This is a genomic window from Mycobacterium sp. Root265, from assembly GCF_001428895.1.
GTDB lineage: Bacteria > Actinomycetota > Actinomycetes > Mycobacteriales > Mycobacteriaceae > Mycobacterium.
In genome coordinates, this window is record NZ_LMJA01000008.1 from 33,145 (window position 1) to 52,728 (window position 19,584).

The 19,584-nt window shown below is 68.6% G+C and carries 21 protein-coding genes; 10 read left to right on the forward strand and 11 right to left on the reverse strand.

Features of this window, described 5'->3' with window-relative positions:
* Positions 1 to 1,056, reverse strand: a complete 1,056-nt coding sequence (locus ASE48_RS09540) for a ferredoxin reductase (protein WP_057166837.1) — start codon at positions 1,054 to 1,056, stop codon at positions 1 to 3.
* Between the two features lie 129 nt (positions 1,057 to 1,185).
* Here ASE48_RS09540 and ASE48_RS09545 point away from each other — a divergent pair, with 129 nt between their 5' ends.
* Together ASE48_RS09545 and ASE48_RS09550 are read left to right on the forward strand one after the other, a co-directional pair.
* Entirely contained in the window at positions 1,186 to 1,899 is a 714-nt protein-coding gene (locus ASE48_RS09545) for a TetR family transcriptional regulator (protein ID WP_082614085.1), read from the forward strand.
* Between the two features lie 10 nt (positions 1,900 to 1,909).
* Positions 1,910 to 2,698: an enoyl-CoA hydratase/isomerase family protein gene (locus ASE48_RS09550; RefSeq protein WP_057166952.1), complete on the forward strand. Its 789-nt coding sequence runs from the start codon at positions 1,910 to 1,912 to the stop codon at positions 2,696 to 2,698.
* Here ASE48_RS09550 and ASE48_RS09555 read toward each other — a convergent pair.
* Positions 2,695 to 3,465, reverse strand: coding sequence for an SDR family NAD(P)-dependent oxidoreductase (locus ASE48_RS09555; protein ID WP_057166839.1), 771 nt, complete (start codon positions 3,463 to 3,465; stop codon positions 2,695 to 2,697). The genes ASE48_RS09550 and ASE48_RS09555 overlap by 4 nt on opposite strands.
* Before the next feature lie 363 nt (positions 3,466 to 3,828).
* Between ASE48_RS09555 and ASE48_RS09560 the strand changes: the two genes are divergently transcribed.
* The gene (locus ASE48_RS09560) at positions 3,829 to 4,437 is read left to right on the forward strand and encodes an FkbM family methyltransferase (RefSeq protein WP_162264209.1); all 609 of its coding nucleotides are present in this window, start codon (positions 3,829 to 3,831) and stop codon (positions 4,435 to 4,437) included.
* Between the two features lie 5 nt (positions 4,438 to 4,442).
* On the opposite strand, the gene ASE48_RS09565 is transcribed toward ASE48_RS09560, so the two are convergent.
* The 4 genes from ASE48_RS09565 to ASE48_RS09580 all read right to left on the reverse strand — a co-directional run bounded on the left by ASE48_RS09565 (position 4,443) and on the right by ASE48_RS09580 (position 9,014).
* A complete protein-coding gene (locus ASE48_RS09565) occupies positions 4,443 to 4,868 on the reverse strand; it encodes a hypothetical protein (protein ID WP_057166841.1) in 426 nt (141 codons plus the stop codon).
* A gap of 73 nt (positions 4,869 to 4,941) precedes the next feature.
* Positions 4,942 to 5,805, reverse strand: a complete 864-nt coding sequence (locus ASE48_RS09570) for a pseudouridine synthase (RefSeq protein WP_057166842.1) — start codon at positions 5,803 to 5,805, stop codon at positions 4,942 to 4,944.
* On the reverse strand, positions 5,802 to 7,541 hold the full coding sequence (locus ASE48_RS09575; protein ID WP_057166843.1) for a glycerol-3-phosphate dehydrogenase/oxidase: 1,740 nt from the start codon (positions 7,539 to 7,541) through the stop codon (positions 5,802 to 5,804). Before ASE48_RS09575 ends, ASE48_RS09570 begins: the two co-directional genes overlap by 4 nt.
* A 60-nt stretch (positions 7,542 to 7,601) precedes the next feature.
* Positions 7,602 to 9,014, reverse strand: a complete 1,413-nt coding sequence (locus ASE48_RS09580; RefSeq protein ID WP_057166844.1) for an NAD(P)H-quinone dehydrogenase — start codon at positions 9,012 to 9,014, stop codon at positions 7,602 to 7,604.
* Between the two features lie 131 nt (positions 9,015 to 9,145).
* On the opposite strand from ASE48_RS09580, the gene ASE48_RS09585 reads away from it, so the two are divergent.
* On the forward strand, positions 9,146 to 9,619 hold the full coding sequence (locus ASE48_RS09585; protein ID WP_057166845.1) for a gamma-glutamylcyclotransferase: 474 nt from the start codon (positions 9,146 to 9,148) through the stop codon (positions 9,617 to 9,619).
* Between the two features lie 96 nt (positions 9,620 to 9,715).
* On the opposite strand, the gene ASE48_RS09590 is transcribed toward ASE48_RS09585, so the two are convergent.
* Together ASE48_RS09590 and ASE48_RS09595 are read right to left on the reverse strand one after the other, a co-directional pair.
* Positions 9,716 to 10,885, reverse strand: coding sequence for a M20 family metallopeptidase (locus ASE48_RS09590; protein ID WP_057166846.1), 1,170 nt, complete (start codon positions 10,883 to 10,885; stop codon positions 9,716 to 9,718).
* The gene (locus tag ASE48_RS09595; protein WP_057166847.1) at positions 10,882 to 12,066 is read right to left on the reverse strand and encodes a M20 family metallopeptidase; all 1,185 of its coding nucleotides are present in this window, start codon (positions 12,064 to 12,066) and stop codon (positions 10,882 to 10,884) included. Before ASE48_RS09595 ends, ASE48_RS09590 begins: the two co-directional genes overlap by 4 nt.
* A gap of 18 nt (positions 12,067 to 12,084) precedes the next feature.
* Here ASE48_RS09595 and ASE48_RS09600 point away from each other — a divergent pair, with 18 nt between their 5' ends.
* Positions 12,085 to 12,879 carry a purine-nucleoside phosphorylase gene (locus ASE48_RS09600; RefSeq protein WP_057166848.1) on the forward strand — a complete coding sequence of 265 codons (795 nt, stop codon included), beginning with the start codon at positions 12,085 to 12,087 and terminating at the stop codon, positions 12,877 to 12,879.
* Here the strand turns inward: ASE48_RS09600 and ASE48_RS09605 are convergent.
* A complete protein-coding gene (locus ASE48_RS09605) occupies positions 12,876 to 13,421 on the reverse strand; it encodes a TetR/AcrR family transcriptional regulator (protein ID WP_057166849.1) in 546 nt (181 codons plus the stop codon). The genes ASE48_RS09600 and ASE48_RS09605 overlap by 4 nt on opposite strands.
* 110 nt (positions 13,422 to 13,531) lie before the next feature.
* On the opposite strand from ASE48_RS09605, the gene ASE48_RS09610 reads away from it, so the two are divergent.
* Both ASE48_RS09610 and ASE48_RS09615 read left to right on the forward strand, forming a co-directional pair.
* Positions 13,532 to 14,665 carry an FAD-dependent oxidoreductase gene (locus ASE48_RS09610; RefSeq protein WP_235570981.1) on the forward strand — a complete coding sequence of 378 codons (1,134 nt, stop codon included), beginning with the start codon at positions 13,532 to 13,534 and terminating at the stop codon, positions 14,663 to 14,665.
* Between the two features lie 13 nt (positions 14,666 to 14,678).
* Positions 14,679 to 15,440: a hypothetical protein gene (locus ASE48_RS09615; protein ID WP_057166851.1), complete on the forward strand. Its 762-nt coding sequence runs from the start codon at positions 14,679 to 14,681 to the stop codon at positions 15,438 to 15,440.
* Here ASE48_RS09615 and ASE48_RS09620 read toward each other — a convergent pair.
* The gene (locus tag ASE48_RS09620; protein ID WP_156409128.1) at positions 15,397 to 16,488 is read right to left on the reverse strand and encodes an AbrB family transcriptional regulator; all 1,092 of its coding nucleotides are present in this window, start codon (positions 16,486 to 16,488) and stop codon (positions 15,397 to 15,399) included. The genes ASE48_RS09615 and ASE48_RS09620 overlap by 44 nt on opposite strands.
* A gap of 94 nt (positions 16,489 to 16,582) precedes the next feature.
* Here ASE48_RS09620 and ASE48_RS09625 point away from each other — a divergent pair, with 94 nt between their 5' ends.
* Together ASE48_RS09625 and ASE48_RS09630 are read left to right on the forward strand one after the other, a co-directional pair.
* On the forward strand, positions 16,583 to 17,032 hold the full coding sequence (locus ASE48_RS09625; RefSeq protein ID WP_057166853.1) for a MarR family winged helix-turn-helix transcriptional regulator: 450 nt from the start codon (positions 16,583 to 16,585) through the stop codon (positions 17,030 to 17,032).
* Positions 17,029 to 18,618: a phospho-sugar mutase gene (locus ASE48_RS09630; protein ID WP_057166854.1), complete on the forward strand. Its 1,590-nt coding sequence runs from the start codon at positions 17,029 to 17,031 to the stop codon at positions 18,616 to 18,618. Before ASE48_RS09625 ends, ASE48_RS09630 begins: the two co-directional genes overlap by 4 nt.
* A 1-nt stretch (position 18,619) precedes the next feature.
* Here ASE48_RS09630 and upp read toward each other — a convergent pair whose 3' ends face one another.
* A complete protein-coding gene (gene upp / locus ASE48_RS09635) occupies positions 18,620 to 19,243 on the reverse strand; it encodes a uracil phosphoribosyltransferase (RefSeq protein ID WP_057166855.1) in 624 nt (207 codons plus the stop codon).
* 49 nt (positions 19,244 to 19,292) lie between these two features.
* On the opposite strand from upp, the gene ASE48_RS09640 reads away from it, so the two are divergent.
* Positions 19,293 to 19,583 carry a hypothetical protein gene (locus ASE48_RS09640; protein ID WP_057166856.1) on the forward strand — a complete coding sequence of 97 codons (291 nt, stop codon included), beginning with the start codon at positions 19,293 to 19,295 and terminating at the stop codon, positions 19,581 to 19,583.
* Position 19,584 lies beyond the last annotated feature (1 nt).

Genomic DNA, 19,584 nt, shown 5'->3' on the forward strand with positions numbered 1-19,584 from the left:
TCAGAGATCGATGGCGACGTCACCGACGGCGGCGGTGACGCATATCTGGATGTCTTCACAATCAGCGGTGGACACCGCTCCGGTGATGAGGTTTCGCACCGCGCCGCTCTTCTTGAAGCGGGTGCAGCTGTGGCAGATACCCATCCGGCATCCGCTTTCCGGGTTGAGCCCGGCGGCCTCGGCCTGGGCCAGCAGTGGCTGTCCGTCATCGACGACCTCGATACCGCTGTCGACGAAGCTGATTGTGCCGCCGCTGGTTTCGGTCGGCAAGGCGAACTCGGGGGGCACGAAGCTCTCCGAGTGGGCCTGCGGGAAGATCTCGCGGACGGCCTCGATGAGTACCGCGGGGCCGCACACGAACACCGCATCCGGTTCGGGCATCGCGGCCGCCAGATGCGCGGTCCCGAAGCGTCCTTCCAGATCGGATCCGGCGGTTTCGCGGGTGTAGCCGTGCAGCACCCGGACGCCGGGCAGCGCGTGGAGTTCCTGTTGATAGCAGGCCTCGGCGGCCGAGCGGGCGTAGTGGATGAAGGCGATCTCACCGGTGAATCCCTCGGTGCGCAGCGTGCGCACCATGGACAGGACCGGGGTGATGCCGCTGCCACCGGAGACGAACAGGATGCGCCGCGGACGGACGGCGGGCATCACGAAGTCGCCGCCGACGGAGTCCAGGCCGACCACCATGCCGGGTCGGGCGTGATCGCACAGATAGGTCGAGACCAGACCGTCGTCGTGACGGCCGATGGTCAGTTCGATCAGCGGGCTGCCCTCGGCGCTTGCGGGTGAGTAGCAGCGGGTGCGGCGGCGTCCGTCGATCTCGACGGACAAGTTGATGTGCTGGCCGGCGCGGAAGCCGGCGAAGGCGCGGTTCGGCTGCAGGGTCAGGGTGACGCTGCGCGAGGTCTGACGGCGGACGGCGACGACGCGTGCGCGGGCCTGTCCCTGCGTCCAGGTGGGGTCGACGATCTCGGTGTAGCGGTCGACACCGTGGGGTCCGGTGAGCAAATTCAGCAGGGAGGACCGGGACATCCGCCGCGTCAATGTTTCGGTGAACATATGTACACTCTGATCGTGCTAGAGGTTGTTGGTCAAGGAAAATCTGCAGGCTGTGATGGGCGCAACATAGTGAACACTCGTACTCTTGAATCACAAACACCTGGTAGCTCGGCTGGCCAAGAACCGGCCATGCGCGCGGTTGTAGGCTCTTTAGCTGTGGAAAGCGACGTTCCCAAGGCCCGCTCGGGGCGTTCCGGTCGCTCGAGCAAGTCCCGCTCGCGCGATACCTTGTCGCGCGACGAACGCAAGGAGGTCACCCGCCGTGCGATCGTGGCCGCTGCCCTGCACCTGCTGGAAGAGGGCAGCTTCACCGGCCTGAGCCTGCGTGAGGTCACCCGCGAGGCCGGCATCGTGCCCGCCGCGTTCTACCGGCACTTCGACTCCATGGAGTCGCTGGGCCTGGTGCTGATCGACGAATCGTTCCGGTCACTGCGGGACATGCTGCGCGGCGCCCGCGCCGGCAAACTCGACCCCAACCACGTCATCGACTCCTCCGCCGAGATCCTGATCGCCGGCATCAGCGAGCGCCGCGAGCACTGGCGCTTCATCACCCGCGAACGCTCCAGCGGCACCGCGTCCCTGCGGTACGCGATCCGCACCGAAATCCGGCTGCTCACCTCCGAGCTCGCGATCGACCTGGCCCGCTTCCCCGGGCTGAAGAACTGGAGCAGCGAGGACCTCAACATCCTGGCCAACCTGTTCGTCAACGCGATGATCTCCATCGCCGAACTGGTCGAGGATGTCGCCGACCCGGCTGCCCTCGAAGCGATCAAGCAGACCGCGATCAAACAGATGCTGATGATCGCCGTCGGTGTCCGTGGATGGCGCAGCGACGACACCTAGGGTGTCGCACATGCCAGAACTGGAGCTGACCCATCCGCGGCCCGAGATCGCCGTCATCACGCTCAACCGCCCGGAAAAACTCAACGCGCTGTCCTCGACGCTGGTGGAGGACCTGCACAGCACCCTCGACGCCATCAGGGCCGACAACGACTGCCGGGTCGTGGTGCTCACCGGCGCCGGCCGCGGATTCTGCGCCGGGCTGGACCTCACCGATCCCAACCCGCCTTCGGTGTCGGCGGGCCTGGACGCGCCGCGCGCCGGCATGCGCTGGCAGGAACGCATCGCAGAGCTGACGGTCAAACTGCACCGGCTGCGCCAGCCGGTGATCGCCGCGGTGAACGGACCCGCCTACGGCGGCGGCTTCGCGCTGGCGATGGCCGGCGACATCCGGATCGCGGCCCGGTCGGCACGGTTCTGCACGCAGTTCATCAAGCTGGGCATCGGGGGCTGCGACATCGGCGTCAGCTACACCCTGCCGCGCATCATCGGAGCCGGACCTGCCTTCGACCTGATCCTCACCGCGCGCACCGTGGATGCCGATGAGGCCCTGCGCCTGGGCATGGTGTCTCGCATATCCGAGGACGACGCGGTCGTGCAGGACGCCCTCGGGATCGCCGAAACCCTCTGCGGATACGGCAAATTCGGCCTCGAATCCACCAAGCAGGTGCTGTGGGCCAACCTCGACGCCGGCAGCCTGGAGAACGCACTGCAGGTCGAGAACCGCAGCCAGATCCTGGCAGGCACCAGCGGTGAGATGCGGGCCTTCGCCCAGGCGTTCGCCAACCGCAAGAAGGACTAGCGGGGCGTCCCGCCCCCGTCGACGATGACCACCTGACCGGTCATGTAACTGCCTGCACCCGAACACAGCAGCAGCGCCGCCCCGACCATCTCGTCGGGCGAGGCGAGGCGCTTCATCAGCGTGCCCGCGGTCATCGCGTCGATGGCCTGCTGCGGATTGTTGCGCATCATGTCGGTGTCGACGGGCCCCGGCGCAATGGCGTTGACCCGGATACCCGACGGAGCAAGTTCGGCCGCCATCGACCGGGTGACCGACATCAACGCCGCCTTCCCGGACGCATAAATGGCCAGTGACGGCGCGAAATTGAAGGCCCCGACGGACACCATGTTCAGCACCGCGGCCGACGAACTCTGCTTCAGATGCGGCAGTGCGTGCTGCACCAAGAACACCGGCCCCTGCAGATTCACCGAATAGGACTTGGTCCACGCCTCGGGCGTCATCTCACCGAGCGGCTGCGCCAGGGCGTTGGCGGCGTTGTTCACCACCACGTCGACACCACCGAACTCCCCGACGGTGGCCGAGACCAGCGCTGCGAGCGAATCGGGGTCGCCCACATGCGTCGGGACGCCGAGGGCCTGCCCGCCCAGCCCGCGCAGGTGCTCAGCGGCGGCCTCGCAGGCATCGGTCTTGCGACTGGCCACCACCACCCGCGCGCCCGCCAGGACGAACCCCTCGGCCAGCGCCAGACCGATTCCGCGGGTGCCGCCGGTCACGATCACCGTGCGATCCGACATGTCGAACAGTTGGTCAAACCCGGTGCGATCCACGCCGGTCAGTAGATCAGATCGACGTCGCCGGTTGCGGTGAACCACCGTTCAGCAACCATCGGCTAATGGCGGCCCCGCCCGCGACAAAGTCACTACTACGTCACACATGCGCGGCCCTCCGCTGTCAAAATGTGCGCTTACGACTAATCTCATTCGGAACCGGGCATACCTACCGCAAGGTTGACCCGTCACTCTGGAGGTGGAATGCAGATCGCTGGGCGTGGATTCGGCAAAATTGCCGGTTCAGTTCTGCACCGCCGGAACTACATCGCCGCACGCAACATGCTGCGGGTTTACGAGCACCCCGTGGAGATCTTCAGGCGTTACCTCACCGGTGCCGGCACCTACCCCACCGTCATCCGCGTGCGCACCCCGCTGGGCTGGGTCTCGCTGCAGCTCTACACCGCGCATGACGTGCTGACGGTGAACGAGATCTTCTGCCGATCCGACTATCACGCCGACACCAATGACCGTGTCATCGTCGATTTCGGCTCCAATATCGGCATTTCCGCGGCGTATTTCCTGTCACGGAATCCAGAAGCCTTCACCTACCTGTTCGAGCCGCTGCCGCGTAACGTCGCGCGCCTGCAGAACAACCTGCGCCCGTTCGAGGACCGCTATGCGCTGCAGGAAGTTGCGGTCGGTGCCGTCGCCGGCGAGGTCGAGTTCGGCTTCGAGGAAACCGGCCGGTACGGCGGCGTGAACGCCGAATTGGGCAATTCCTTGACCGTGACATGCGTCAATTCTCAGCAGATATTGCGTGACGTCGTCGAAAAGCACGGCCAAATCGACATCCTCAAGATCGATATCGAGGGTTTGGAAGCGGCCGTCATCGGCAATATTCCGGTCGATTTGGCGCGAAACATCAAAAAGCTCTATGTCGAATGGCTTTTCGCCGAGAACCCGTTGGAGCAGACGCATACCTTGCAGCACTGGGGCGGTATCGCGCAATTCACGCTCAAGGAGAACTGACCGCTTCAGACGGTGCAGTCGACCCCGGCGACGTCCCGCGCGATGACGCACGCCGACGGATTGGACAACTTCCACGCACCGCCCTGGTCGATCCAGTAGATGTGGTGCGTCTTGGTCCCGAAGAGCGGGATGGTCACCGCGATCTGCGCGTCCACCTGGTTTCCGTTGAGCACCGGATTCTGTACCTGCCAGTTGACCATGCCGCTGTAGGCGTTGAGCCGGTTGGCGATGTTGTCGGCGGTGGGCACCGCGGCATCCCCGCCGGCGAGCTTGGCGGCACGCGCGGCGACGGGGGCACCCGTGTTGAGCACCTGCTGCAACTCCGAGGTCAGTTCCTCGGCGCTGGGCGCTGCGGGTGCCGCCCACGCCACACCCGTCGCATTCATGACCCCCACCGCCAACATCGACAACGCAGCCACTGCAGCACGCATGAACGAACCTTTCCGAAAACAAATGAGCCGACCCGTCGCACACCTGACCACGCCGGAGGCTTCCCGACAAGACCTACGTCCCGGCGAGCAACGCCCGGCCGCTCGTGAACCGCCGCGGTTCGCCGCTCAGCGGGTCCTCGAATTCCAGCGTCTGCGCCAGCAGTTGCAGCGGGCGGCTGAAATCGTCGGCCGCCACCTCGAGCACGTCCGGGTACAGCGAGTCGTTGTCGATCGGCACACCGAGCGACGCCATGTGCACGCGCAGTTGGTGAGTGCGCCCGGTGCGCGGGGTCAGCCGGTACAACCCGCCGGAGAGGTGTTCGACGTAGGTTTCGGCGTTCGGTTCTCCGGGCTCCTCGTAGGCCTGTAAACGGCCGCGCTCCTTGATGATCCGGCTGCGCACCACCGCCGGGAGGTCGACCGTGGGTGTGCCGGTCGCGCGCGCCAGATAGATCTTGCGGGTCTTCTGTGCGGCGAACAGGGTCTGGTACGCGCCGCGCAGCTCTCGTCGTGCCGTGAACAGCAACACTCCGGCGGTCAGCCGGTCCAGGCGGTGCGCGGGGCTCAACTCCGGCAGACCGAGTTCACGCCGCAGCCGTACCACCGCGGTCTGTACGACATGCCCGCCGCGGGGCATGGTGGCCAGGAAGTGTGGCTTGTCGACCACCACGATGTCGTCGTCGCGGTGCAGGATGGGCATCTCGAACGGAACGGGCACCTCGTCGGGCAGGTCGCGGTACAGGTAGACGAACGCGCCGGGAGGCAGCACCGTCGACGCGCCGACCACCGCACCGTCCGCGCAAACCACCTCCCCGGCAAGCACTTTGGTGGCCGCGCCCTCGCCGAACCGGTCGGCCAGTTCGACGAGGACCGCTCCGCCGCGAAGGCGGACACGGGTAGGTCCCAGCCCGTCGCGGTCGGGCAACGGGGCGCTCAATTCAGCGGCACCGGTTCCAGGATCTCGGCGCGCGCCTCGGGGGCCGCCGCGCGAAGTGCGTCCGCGGACTCGTCGTCGGGCTCCTGCTGCGATTGCACCTCGGCCTCGACCCGGGCCAGGTAGGTCGCCACCTCGCGGTCGATGTCCTCGGCGCTCCAACCGAGCACGGGCGCAATGACTTCGGCAACCTCGCGGGCGCAGTCCACGCCGCGGTGCGGGTACTCGATGGAGATCCGCGTCCGTCTGGCCAGGACGTCCTCCAGGTGTAGCGCCCCCTCGGCCGCCGCGGCGTACACCGCCTCCACCTTCAGATACACCGGGGCGTCGGTGATCGGTTCCAGCAGTTCGGGTTTGTCCTCGGCAGTCGAGAGCACCTCGCTGATCAGCGAACCGTAGCGGTCGAGCAGATGACGCACGCGGTACGGGTGCAGACCGTAATGGGTGCCGACGTGCTCGGTCTGGTTCACCAGCGCGAAGTATCCGTCGGCGCCCACCAGCGGCACCTTCTCGGTGATGGACGGCGCCACCCGGGTGGGCACGAATTCGGCGGCCGCGTCGATGGCGTCCTGCCCCATCACCCGGTAGGTGGTGTACTTACCGCCCGCGATGGCGACCAGGCCCGGTGAGGGCACCGCGACGGCGTGCTCTCGCGACAGCTTCGACGTCGACTCGCTCTCACCGGCGAGCAGCGGACGCAGGCCCGCGTACACGCCGTCGATGTCGTCGTGGGTCAGCGGGGTGGCCAGCACCGTGTTGACATGGCCGAGGATGTAGTCGATATCGGCCTTGGTCGCCGCCGGGTGCGCGAGATCGAGATTCCAGTCGGTGTCGGTGGTGCCGATGATCCAGTGCGTGCCCCACGGGATGACGAACAGCACCGACTTCTCGGTGCGCAGGATGATCGCGACCTCGCTGACGACACGGTCGCGTGGGACCACGATGTGCACACCCTTGGAGGCGCGCACCCGGAATCGGCCGCGCTCCTTGGACAATGCCTGGATCTCGTCGGTCCACACCCCGGTGGCGTTCACCACGACGTGCCCACGGACCTCGGTGACCGCACCGTTCTCGGAGTCGCGCACCTTGACCCCGGTCACCCGGTCACCCTCGCGCAGCAGCGCGACGACCTGGGTGGAGGTGCGCACCACGGCACCGTAGTGCGCCGCGGTGCGGGCCACCGTCATGGTGTGCCGGGCGTCGTCGACGACGGTGTCGTAGTAGCGGATTCCGCCGATGAGTGAACTGCGCTTGAGCCCGGGCGCCAGCCTCAAGGCGCCCGCCCGCAGCAGATGCTTCTGCGCCGGAACGGATTTCGATCCACCCAGCTGGTCGTAGAGGAAGATGCCCGCCGCGATGTAGGGGCGCTCCCAGACCCGCTTGGTCAGCGGGAACAGGAACGGCAGCGGCTTGACCAGATGCGGCGCCAGCGTCGTGAGCGACAACTCGCGTTCGTGCAGCGCCTCGCGGACCAGGCCGAATTCCAGCTGTTCCAGGTAGCGCAGGCCGCCGTGGAACATCTTCGAGCTCCGGCTGGAGGTGCCCGACGCGAAGTCGCGGGCCTCGACGAGGGCGACCTTCAGGCCGCGGGTCGCGGCGTCCAGGGCCGCACCGGCACCGACCACACCACCACCGATGACGACGACGTCGAACTGTTCGCTGCCGAGCCGTTCCCAGGCGGTCGCCCGCTGGGTGGGCCCGAGCCGAGCTTGAGCAGTGCCTGAGATCGGGTCGGTCACGATTACGAGCCTACGTTGCACGACCGCACGGTGTGGGGCGTCAGCGCCCAGACCTCGCCTTTAGTCGAGGTCGTCGTGAGCCATCAGCCGGCGCGCGGCCTCCACGGTCGAACCGGACAGCGACGGGTACACCGACAGGGTCTGGGCCAGGTCGGTCACCGTCAGGTTGTTCTGGACGGCCAACGCGATCGGCAGGATGAGCTCGGAGGCGATCGGCGCGACGACCACGCCGCCGATCACCACACCGGTGGCGGGCCGGCAGAAGATCTTGACGAAGCCGCGCCGCAGCAGCGACATCTTCGCCCTGGCGTTGGTGGTCAGCGGCAGCATCAGGGTGCGGGCGGGGACTGCGCCGCTGTCGATCGCGGTCTGCGGGACGCCGACGGCGGCGATCTCCGGGCGGGTGAACACCGCGGCGGCCACCGTACGCAACCGGATCGGCGACACCCCTTCGCCGAGTGCGTGGTACATCGCGATGCGGCCCTGCATGGCGGCCACCGAGGCCAGCGGCAGCAAGCCGGTGCAGTCACCGGCGGCGTAGATGCCGGGCGCGGTGGTCCGCGACACCCGGTCCACGCTGAGATAGTTGCCCGCTCCGAGCTCGATGCCGACCCGCTCCAGTCCCAGGCCCCCGGTGTTGGGCACCGAACCCACCGTCATCAGGGCGTGGCTGCCCTCGACCACGCGTCCGTCGGCCATCGCCACCTTGATGCCGTTGTCGGTACGGGTCACCGAGTCGGCGCGGGCGTTCTTCACCAGCTTCACGCCGCGCTCGGCGAAAGCCTCCTCCAGCACGGCGGCGGCGTCGGAGTCCTCGTGCGGCAGGATCTGGTCGCGGCTGGCCACCACAGTCACCTTCACCCCGAGCTCGGTGTAGGCGCTGCAGAACTCGGCGCCGGTCACGCCCGAACCCACGATCACCAGGTGCTCGGGCAGTTCGGTCAGGTCGTAGAGCTGGCGCCAGTTCAGGATGCGCTCGCCGTCGGGCCGGGCGTTGGGCAGCACCCGGGGGGTGGCGCCGGTGGCGATCAGCACCACATCGGCCTTGAGCACCCCGGTCTTGCCGTCGGTGGTGGTGACCTTGACCCGGTGGGCCGCCATGCCGGGCACGTCGTCGACGAGCTCACCGCGCCCGCGCACGACCGAGACCCCGCTGCTCAGCAGCTGGGAGCCGATATCGGCCGACTGCGACCTGGCCAGCGTCTTGACCCGGTTGTGGATGTCGGCGAGGGAAATCTTGGCATCGTCGATGGCGATGTCGAAGCCCAGACCGTTGGCGCGGCGCAGCTCGGTGCGCACACCGGTGGACGCGATGAACGTCTTGGACGGGACGCAGTCGAACAGGACGCAGGCGCCGCCGATGCCGTCGGAGTCGATGACGGTCACCTGTACGGCCGGTCCGCGGGCCGCGGCGACGAGGGCTGCCTCATATCCGGCGGGACCGCCGCCGATGATCACGATGCGGGTTGGCACGGTGATAAACGTAGTGGGTCACTGCGCTCGAGCCCACATGACTGATCCGCCGGGTCGCTGCGCTCCTGCCCGCCGCGCCTATCTCCCGGGTCGCTGCGCTCCTGCCCGCCGTACCCCTTAAAGTTGGGCGCGTGCCGCTCTACGCCGCTTACGGATCGAACATGCATCCGGAACAGATGCTGCAGCGGGCTCCGCATTCACCGATGGCGGGGACCGGCTGGCTGTATGGCTGGCGGCTGACCTTCGGCGGCGAGGACCTCAGCTGGGAGGGCGCGTTGGCGACCCTGGTCGAGGATCCGTTGTCCCGGGTGTTCGTCGTGCTCTACGACATGACTCCCGAGGACGAGGAGAACCTGGACCGCTGGGAAGGGTCCGAACTCGGCTTCCACAAGAAGATCCGCTGCCGGGTGGACCGGCTGACCTCGGACACCACCACCGACCCGGTGCTGGCCTGGCTGTACGTGGTGGACGCCTGGGAGGGCGGGGTGCCGTCCGCGCGCTACCTCGGCGTGATGGCCGACGCCGCGGAGATCGCCGGCGCCCCTGCCGAGTACGTGCACGATCTGCGCATCCGCCCCGCGGGCAACGTCGGGCCCGGCACCTAGACCCCTCGGCTGACTCGCAATGTCACCCTGACAGCGTCGCCGTGCCTATATATCCACGACGACGCTGTCAGAGTGACATTGCGGCATGTAATCGCACTAGACGAGGCCCGACTGCTCCACCAGGTTCACCATGGTGCGCACACCCACCGCCAGCGCCCGCTCATCCAGATCGAAGGTCGGCTGGTGTAGGTCCAGCTGCGCCCCCTGCCCCGACCAGACGCCCAGGCGTGCCATCGCGCCGGGCACTTCCTCCAGGTACCAGGAGAAGTCCTCGCCGCCCCCGGACTGGTGAGTGTCGGCCAGCGCGGTCGGCCCGAGCGCCTCGATGGCGTGGGTGAGGATGCGGGTGGACACCTCTTCGTTGACCACCGGCGGCACGCCACGTCGGTAGTTCACGCTGTACTCCACGGCCAACGGTGCCAGCAGTGACGAAACAATGTCGTGGACAAGCGATTCCAGTGTCAGCCAGGTCTCGCGGCTGGAGGTCCGGATGGTGCCCGCCAGCGTGCCGGTCTGCGGGATCGCATTGGCCGCCACCCCGGCGTTGACTGCACCCCACACCATGACGGTGCTCTTGCGGGGGTCGATACGCCGCGACAGCACCCCGGGCACACCGGTGATCAGGGTGCCCAGTGCGTACACCAGGTCACCGGTCAGGTGCGGCCGCGACGTGTGGCCGCCGGGCGAATGCAGGGTGATCTCGATCGAATCGGCCGCCGAGGTGATCGGACCGAGCCGCACCGCGACCTTGCCCACCTCCAGACGCGGATCGCAGTGCAGGGCGAAGATCCGTGCCACACCGGTCACCGCTCCGGCCGCGACCGCGTCGATCGCACCGCCGGGCATCAGTTCCTCGGCGGGCTGGAAGATCAGCCGCACGCCGACCGGCAGTTCGGGAGCCGATGCCATGGCCAGCCCGGCGCCGAGCAACACGCTGGTGTGCCCGTCATGCCCGCAGGCATGCGCCACGCCGGGAACCGTCGAGGAGAACGGCAGCCCGGTGCGCTCCGCCATCGGCAGGGCATCCATATCGGCACGCAGTGCCACGCGCGGACGGTCCTCGGGCCCGAAATCACATGTCAGGCCGGTCCCCCCGGGCAGCACCTTGGGGTTCAGGCCGGCGTCGGCCAGTCGGGTCGCGACGAATTCGGTGGTCGCGAACTCCTGGCGGCCGAGTTCGGGATGGGCGTGGATGTGGCGGCGCCAGGCGACCAGCTCATCGTGGTGGGCGGCCAGCCACGCGTCGGTGTGTTCCCGCAAGGTCATGACGCCCTCCGTCGGGCCTGTGCCTCCAGCACCCGACCGCGTTCGGTGTCGTTCTGCGCCAGGGCAACGACGGTGCGCGCCAACATGATCGACCCGTCGATGACGGCTTTGTCGGCGCTGGGCCCGGCAGCGGCGGCCGCGAACTGCGGCTGGTGCAGCGAGGCACCGCCGGCATCGATGCCCACCACCGGGTGGATGCCCGGCAGCACCTGGGTGACGTTGCCCATATCGGTACTCCCCAACGGCAAGGCCGCCTCCAATTCCACCGGCAGCGGATGCCGGCCATTGCGGATCATCTCGGCACGGAACACCTCGGCCAGGAAACGGTCGGGCGCCAGCGCGTCATAAGGCGGCGCGGTCTCCCGGACACCGTGTTCGCAGCCGGTGGCCACCGCGCCGGACTCGAAACAGCCGGCCATTTTGGCCTCCAGCAGGCGCAGCGAATTCATGTCGGTGGCACGCATCGTGTACTTCATTTCGGCATGTGCGGGAATGACATTGGTGGCCTGACCGCCGTTGGTGACGATGCCGTGCATCATCTGCCCGGGCGCGAGCTGCTGGCGCAGCAACCCGACGGCCACCTGGGCGACGGTGACCGCGTCGGCGGCGTTGATACCCAGGTAGGGCGCGACCGCGGCATGCGACTCACGCCCCGTGTAGCTGACCGCCACCTCGGAGAGTGCCAGCGAACGGGCCGCGGCCATATCGGCGGGCCCCGGGTGCAGCATGACCGCCGCGGCGATGTCATCGAACGTTCCGGCGTTGAGCAGCAACACCTTTCCGCCACCGGCCTCCTCGGCGGGGGTGCCGATGAGGACGACCGTCAGATCCAGTTCGTCGGCCACCTCGGCCAACGCCAGCGCGGTGCCCACCGCCGAGGCGGCGATGATGTTGTGCCCGCAGGCGTGCCCCATCTCGGGCAGCGCGTCGTATTCGGCGCAGATACCGATCACCAGGGACCCACTGCCGAACTCGGCGCGGAACGCGGTGTCGAGCCCGCCGGGCGCGGCCTGGACGGCGAAGCCACGTTCGGCGACCAGCGCCTGGGTCTTGGCGCAGCTGCGGTGCTCGTCGAACGCGAGCTCCGGTTCGGCGTGGATATCGTGCGACAGTGCGACGAGGTCATCGCGGCGGCGGTTGACGGCGTCCTCGACGATCGACGACGCGCTACCCGTGGACATCCTGGCAGTATCTCACTCGTGTCAGATCCCCAGACGGCCGCCAACGACGCCGCCACCGCGATCAGCGAACAAACCGGGGTGCCCGCCCACGACATCGCCGTGGTCCTCGGGTCGGGATGGGCGCCGGCGCTGAGTGCGCTGGGTGAGCCGTCGGCGTCCGTGGCGATGGCCGACCTGCCCGGATTCACCCCGCCCACCGCGGCCGGGCACCGCGGTCAGGTGCATTCGGTCACCATCGGTGCACACCGCGTGCTGGTGCTCGTCGGGCGCATCCACGCCTATGAGGGCCACGACCTGCGACATGTGGTGCACCCGGTCCGGACCGCGTGTGCCGCCGGGGCCGGCACCGTCATCCTGACCAACGCCGCGGGCGGGCTGCGCCCCGAGTACAGCGTCGGCCAGCCGGTGTTGATCAGCGATCATCTGAATCTGACGGCCCGCTCTCCGCTGGTCGGCGCGCAGTTCGTCGACCTGGTCGACGCCTACGCCCCCCGCCTGCGCGCGATCGCCCGCGAGATCGATCCGACGCTGGCCGAAGGCGTGTACGCCGGGTTGCCCGGGCCGCACTACGAGACGCCCGCGGAGATCCGGATGCTGCGCACCCTGGGAGCCGACCTGGTGGGCATGTCCACGGTGCACGAGACGATCGCCGCGCGCGCCGCCGGCGCCGAGGTGCTGGGCGTGTCGCTGGTGACGAACCTGGCCGCGGGCATGACGGGTCAGCCGCTCAGCCACGACGAGGTGCTGGAAGCGGGCCGGCAGTCGGCGGCCAGGATGGGCGCGCTGCTGGCCGGGGTCATCGCCCGGCTTTAGCCGGTGAGGTACCGCTGCAGCGTGGGCCCGATCCACTCGACCAGCTCGTGGCGCGTCATCTCACGCAGCGGCGGGAACGCCAGCACGTATCGGCACAGCGCCATGCCGAGCACCTGCGAAGCGGCCAGGCTGGCCCGCTTGGGCGCCTGCTCCGGGTCGGCGACGGTCTTCATGATCACCGGCGCCAGTTGGGCCGCGAAGATGGTCCGCATCCGTTCCGCGACAGCCTCGTTGGTGACGCCGGCCCGCAGCAGGATGAGCAGCGCCTCGTCGCGTTCCCAGCGCTCCACGAAGTGGTCGGCCAGCGCGGCGCCGATCCCCTCGACGGGGACCTGCGTCAGGTCCGGCAGTTCGAGGTCGAATTCCGCAGCCGCGGCGAACAGATTCTCCTTGTTGCCGTAGTAGCGCATCACCATCGACGGATCGATTCCGGCATCGGCGGCGATGGCCCGGATGGTGGCGCGCTCGTAGCCGTCCGCGGCGAAGCGTTCCCTGGCCGCGGCCAGGATCACCGCCTTGGTCTCGGTGGCCGGTCGTCTCATGTCAACGATTGTAGGCCAACAAGTGTTGACATTGAGCCCATGGGCGACCTACCGTTGTCAACAGATGTTGGCCAACAGTTGTTGACAAAGGAGTCGAGATGTCCCCATCCATGACAGACGTATTGGTGGTCGGTGCCGGCCCGGTCGGCCTCACCGCCGCGATCGTGCTCACCCAACGCGGCCACACGGTGACGCTGGTCGACGGTCAACCCGAGGGTGCCAACACCTCACGAGCTGCGGTGGTGCACTCCCGCACCCTCGAATTAGTGGAGCCCTACGGCGTGACGCCGGACCTTGTCGCCCGCGGCCTGCACACACCCCGGTTCGCGATCCGGGACCGGGACGCACTGCTCATCGCGATTCCGTTCAGCACCTTGCCGACTCCGTACCCCTACACGCTGATGATCTCGCAGGCCGACACAGAGGCCCTGCTGCTCAAGCAACTGGAGAACCTCGGCGGGCGCGTCCTGCGGCCCGCCACTGTGACGGGAGTCGAGCAGGGTGCCGACGGGGTCCTGGCCACGTTCGCCGACGGGCATCAGATCCGGGCCCGCTACCTGATCGGCGCCGACGGCGTGCACAGCACCATCCGCGAACACCTCGCCATCCCCTTCACCGGCAGCACCTATGCCGAATCGTTCGTCCTGGCCGACGTGCGCCTGTCCGGGGGCGTCCCCGCCGACGAGGTGATCCTCTACTTCTCTCCGACCGGCCTCGTGGTGCTCGCACCACTGCCCGACGACCGGTACCGCATCGTGGCCACCGTCGAGGACGCCCCGGCGCTACCCGACACCGCATTCGTGCAGGGGCTGCTCGATGAGCGCGGCCCGCAGGACAAGCCCGTCGTCGTCGAGGAAGTGCTGTGGGGCTCGCGGTTCCGGGTGCACCACCGGATCGCCGACACGTTCCGCAGTGACCGGATCCTGCTCGCCGGGGACGCCGCTCACGTCCATTCGCCCGCCGGCGGGCAAGGCATGAACCTCGGTATCGAAGATGCGGTCGCGGCCGGTGAATGCCTGTCCCGGGTGCTGCACGGTGAGCCGGAGACGCTGCTGGACGCCTACGCCACCCAGCGTCGTGAAGTCGCCGGCCGGGTCGTGCAACTGGCCGACCGGCTCACCGACTTGGCCACCCTGTCCGCGCGCAAACGCCCCTTACGCAACGCCGTGATGCGGCTCGCCGGGAGGCTGCCCGCGGTGCGCCGCCGCCTCGCGGTCCGACTGTCCGGCCTGGACCGGCGCTGAGAGGCGGACGACCGTGAAGATCGTCAACGACCAGTCGGCGGTACCCGTCCGGCTCGCCGAGGCGAGCACCGCCGGATACCTGGTGCTCGCCGCTGAAATCGGCACCTGGGCAGGCCCTTTCGCGTTGCCGAGCAGAACACGCGGGCACACGCTCGCGCGCGCGGTCCAGTTGTGCGCGGAACTGGCCGAGCGCGACGATGTGCTTGAGGCCGTCGTGTTCCGTGGCGCGCTGCGTCCGCCCGGCGAGGGCGCCGACATCCTGGCCAGGGCGGGCGCGCGGCCTGCCCGCTTCGATGTGGTGGTACTCATCCTCACCCGCGGCCGGGACGACCTCGACGCGGTGCGCGGCGACGCAGCCTATCGCGCGTTGAGCGCCGAGATATCGAGCACCGCAAAGTATTCGTACCGGGTCGGCGCCGACAATGCCGCCCGGATTGCCGATGTCGATCACCGCAGCGACGACTGGTTTCTGTTCAATTACTTTCACTGCGACGACGCCGACACCGTGTACTCCGTCTGGCGGTACACGGCAGGCTGGTTCCAACAACGCACCGCGCTGCCGAACTCGACGCTGTTGCGGCCGTTGCCCCGCCAGGACCGTGATTTCAGCGTCGTCAACCATGCGAGTTGGCCCACGTTGCGGACGTTCCTGCCGGCCCTGCTGCTGCGGCCGAGTTTCCGAACCTTCGTCCTGGCGAATTTCGCGGCCAACGGTGTTGCCGCACAGCCGATCATGTACCGACGAGTACCGCGCGCGGCCGGAAGCGGTCACTGACCCGCACGATCGCCTTGGCCACAAACGGTGCGGCGAACAGCATCAACAGGATGCGCACCACCTGCGCGGCGATGATGAAGGTGACGTTGGAGCCGGTCTCGACGGCGGTGGCCAGGACTGCGTACACGCCGCCCGGGCTGGTGGCCAGATACCCCTCAAGCGGGGTCAGGCCGGCGAAGTGGGCCAGCAGCGCGCCGAGACCGGCGGTGGCGACGGTGAGCACCACGATCAGCGTCAGCGCCGCAGGAAGGGTGCGTCCGACCGCACGCAGCGAATCGCGGGTGAACGCGACGCCGGCCTGCCAGCCGATCACCAGGTAGCCGACCTGAACCAGCACGGCGGGCACGCTCAGATCGAACGGCACCCCGCTCAGTTGCAGCGCCACGGTCAGCGCCAACGGCCCGAGCAGGCCCGCGCCGGGCAGCCGGATCAGCTTGCCGGCCGTGGCCCCGACTACCACCAGACCGACGAGCACCAGGACGCTGAGGTACCACGGCGCCGAGGAATTGTGATCGGACAGTGCGCCGTGGTGGGTCCGCTCGGCGCGGTAGATCAGTGTGACGGCGATCGGCATGGAGGCCGTCACCAGCGCCACCCGCAGGTACTGCACGACGGCCACCACGCGGTCGTCGGCGCCGAGTTCGCGTGCGATGGCCACCAGGCCGGAAGCCCCGCCGGCAACCATGGCCAACGATCCGGTCAGCGGACTCACGTCGCGGCGCAGGCCGAGCAGGGCGCCGAAGACCACGCTGATGAGCAGGGTCGCCACGGCCACACCGAGCACGATCATCCAGTGCGGACCCAGTGCGCCCACGGCGTCGCGCGACACCATGGTCCCGATGTAGACGCCGAGCACGCCCTGCGCGGCGATGCCCACTGTGCGTGGCACCGCCGCGGGGGCCAGGTTCGCCAGCGCAAGGACGATACCGACCACGAGGGCGGCGAACAGGCCTGCCGAGGGCACGCCGAGGGCGGTGAGCGGAACGGTGGCCGCCACGCTGACCGCCGCCAGCAGGATCCACTTCGCCAGTCCGCGCCACTTCCTCATCAACAAGCACTCCTCTCGATAGCAAGTATGCCCTTGTAATTGCGCTGCGACAAACTGGGACATTCTCGACAATTAGCAAGGTATAACTTGGTATATGGCGCAGCCCGACACCTCGACAGCGACCGAACTGCGGGAATCGGTGATGGCGGTCGCACGTCAACTGCGACGTCACCGACCCGATCACGGCCTGACCCTGAGCCAGATGCAGGTCCTCGCGGAGGTGACCCGCACCGGAGCCGCCACCCCGGCCGAACTGGCCGCCAGGATGCAGGTGCGCGTGCAGTCCCTGACCGACAGCATCAACGGGTTGGCCGCCGCCGGGCTGGTGTCCCGCCGCGCCGATGATGGCGACCGGCGACGACAGCTCGTCGAGCTCACCGACGACGGCACCGCGCTACTGGCCGCCGACCGCGCCGAGCGGGACGCCTGGCTGGACTCTTCGATGCGGGAGAACCTCACCGAGTTGGAGTTCGGGCTGCTGTTGCTGGTGGCCCCGGTGTTGCGCAAGCTCGCCGACGCCGAGGCAGGCACAATCGGGACATGACGTCGGCACAGGACTGGATCGCGCATGACCCCGACCCCGTCACCGCCGCAGAACTGGCCGCCTGCGATGCCGATGAGTTGGCCCGTCGGTTCGCGCATCCACTGACCTTTGGCACCGCCGGATTGCGTGGGCCGCTACGCGGTGGACCGGACGGTATGAACCAGGCCGTCGTGATGCGCACCACCTGGGCGCTGGCACAGGTGCTCAAGGATCGTTGCCTGGGTGGCTCACCGGTGGTGGTCGGCCGCGACGCCCGGCACGGATCCGAGGAGTTCGCCAGGGCGGCGGCCGAAGTTCTTGCTGCCGAGGGTTTTACCGTCACTCACCTCTACACGCCGGCGCCCACACCGGTGGTGGCGTTCGCGGTGCGGCGCCTCGGCGCGGCGGCCGGCGTGCAGATCACCGCGTCGCACAATCCGCCGGCGGACAACGGCTACAAGGTGTTCGCCGACGGCGGCCTGCAGATCATCTCCCCCACCGACCGGGAGATCGAGTCGGCGATCACGCGGGCCCCGCACGCCGACGAAATCGCCCGCACCCCGGTGGAACCCGCGGGCGCCGAGCTGGTGGCGGCCTACCTGGAGCGCGTCGCGACGGTGCGGCGGTCAGCCGGAGAGGTCCGGGTGGCGCTCACCGCGATGCACGGTGTCGGAGGCGAGTTCGCCCTGGATGCACTGGCTTTGGCGGGCGTCGATGATGTGCACGTGGTGGATGCGCAGTTCGCGCCCGATCCGGACTTCCCCACCGTCGCGTTCCCCAACCCCGAAGAGCCCGGCGCCACCGACCTGCTGCTGACGTTGGCCGCCGACGTCGGTGCCGACGTCGCGATCGCGTTGGATCCCGACGCGGATCGTTGCGCGGTCGGCGTACCCGACGGGGAAACGCAGGGCTGGCGGATGCTGACCGGCGATGAAACGGGTTGGCTGCTGGGCGATTATCTGCTGTCCCTGCTGACCGATCCGTCCTCGGCGTTGGTGGCCAGTACGGTGGTGTCCTCCCGGATGCTGGCCACCATCGCCGCGGATTACGGGGCGCAGCACGCCGAGACGCTCACCGGGTTCAAGTGGCTGGCCCGCGCCACCGCGCCCGGCGCGGCACTGCTCTATGCCTACGAGGAGGCGATCGGGCACTGCGTCGATCCGGATGCCGTACGCGACAAGGACGGCATCAGCGCCGCCGTGATGGTCTGCGATCTGGTGGCGGCGCTGCGGTCACGGGGCCGCACCGTGGCCGACGCCCTCGACGACCTGGCCCGGCGTCACGGCGTGCACCTGACGTCGGCGGTCTCGCGCCGGGTGCAGGACGCGGCTGAAGCCATGGCGGCGCTGCGCGCCGATCCGCCTGCCACCCTTGCCGGTATCGCGGTGAGCCTGGATGACCTGGGGCAGCGCCGCGGCCTGCACCGCACCGATGCCCTGGTGTTCACCGGCGACGACATCCGGGTGGTGGTGCGCCCCTCGGGCACCGAGCCGAAGCTGAAGTCCTATATCGAGGTGCGCCGCGCTCCGACCGATGACCTCGCAACCGCAAGGACGCACGCCCAGCTGCTGCGCACCGAACTGGTGGCCGCCGTCTCGCAGTGGTGACTCAGCGGGGTCCGAACTGGCGATCCCCGGCGTCTCCGAGACCCGGCACGATATAGGCGATCTCGTTGAGTCCGTCGTCGATGGTCGCGGTCACCAGCCTGATACCGGGCGCCGACTTCTCCAGCGCGGCAATACCTTCGGGTGCACACACCACGCACACCGCGGTGATGTCGACGGCGCCCCGCTCGCGGAGCAGATCGATGGTGTGCACCATGGATCCGCCCGTCGCCAGCATGGGATCGAGCACGAAAACGGCACGCGCACTGAGATCGTCGGGCAGCGAAGCCAGATACGGAGTCGGCTGGTGGGTTTCCTCGTTGCGCGCCATCCCGACGAAGCCGACCTGCGCCTCCGGGATCAGCGCGTGCGCCTGGTCCACCATGCCGAGTCCGGCCCGCAGCACCGGCACCAGCAGCGGCGGATTGGCCAGCCGCGTGCCCGTGGTGTCGGTGAGCGGGGTGCGCACCGGCACCGGTTCGGTGGCCGCGTCGCGGGTGGCCTCGTAGATCAGCATCAGCGTCAGGTCCCGCAGTGCCGCGCGGAAGCCCGCGTTGTCGGTGCGCTCGTCACGCAGCGTGGTGAGCCGGGCAGCGGCGAGCGGGTGGTCAACAACGCGACAGTCCATACGGCGAAGATTAATGGAACCGAACGGCCCCGGCGCGCGTCATAACCACATGTTCGCTGATACCGCGGCCATCGGAGCCGCCGGCGTTGAGCTGACCCGGACAGCCGCCGAGTTCGCCGCCATTGCCGCGGCCCTGCCCGCCGCCGCCGGGCCGTGCGCCGAAGCACTGGGGCCGGTCGGGTCGGACTTCGTGTCCGCGCTCGCGTCCGCTCTGCACGACGCCGCACATCGGGTCACCAGCCTGGGCGCGGACCTGGCCCGGGCCGCAGACACCGCCGCGCGGACCGCCGGGACCTACGTGGACGCCGAACGCCGGTCGATCGCCACTCTCGGCGGTTGAC

Coding starts and splice junctions, on each gene's coding strand:
- ASE48_RS09605 (WP_057166849.1), bottom strand. CDS start 13,421: ATGAGACGACCGGCCACCGAGACCAAGGCGGTGATCCTGGCCGCGGCC.
- ASE48_RS09595 (WP_057166847.1), bottom strand. CDS start 12,066: ATGTCCACGGGTAGCGCGTCGTCGATCGTCGAGGACGCCGTCAACCGC.
- upp (WP_057166855.1), bottom strand. CDS start 19,243: ATGGACTGTCGCGTTGTTGACCACCCGCTCGCCGCTGCCCGGCTCACC.
- ASE48_RS09540 (WP_057166837.1), bottom strand. CDS start 1,056: ATGTTCACCGAAACATTGACGCGGCGGATGTCCCGGTCCTCCCTGCTG.
- ASE48_RS09630 (WP_057166854.1), top strand. CDS start 17,029: ATGACGTCGGCACAGGACTGGATCGCGCATGACCCCGACCCCGTCACC.
- ASE48_RS09590 (WP_057166846.1), bottom strand. CDS start 10,885: ATGACCTTGCGGGAACACACCGACGCGTGGCTGGCCGCCCACCACGAT.
- ASE48_RS09545 (WP_082614085.1), top strand. CDS start 1,186: ATGCGCGCGGTTGTAGGCTCTTTAGCTGTGGAAAGCGACGTTCCCAAG.
- ASE48_RS09640 (WP_057166856.1), top strand. CDS start 19,293: ATGTTCGCTGATACCGCGGCCATCGGAGCCGCCGGCGTTGAGCTGACC.
- ASE48_RS09550 (WP_057166952.1), top strand. CDS start 1,910: ATGCCAGAACTGGAGCTGACCCATCCGCGGCCCGAGATCGCCGTCATC.
- ASE48_RS09610 (WP_235570981.1), top strand. CDS start 13,532: ATGACAGACGTATTGGTGGTCGGTGCCGGCCCGGTCGGCCTCACCGCC.
- ASE48_RS09620 (WP_156409128.1), bottom strand. CDS start 16,488: ATGAGGAAGTGGCGCGGACTGGCGAAGTGGATCCTGCTGGCGGCGGTC.
- ASE48_RS09625 (WP_057166853.1), top strand. CDS start 16,583: ATGGCGCAGCCCGACACCTCGACAGCGACCGAACTGCGGGAATCGGTG.
- ASE48_RS09565 (WP_057166841.1), bottom strand. CDS start 4,868: ATGCGTGCTGCAGTGGCTGCGTTGTCGATGTTGGCGGTGGGGGTCATG.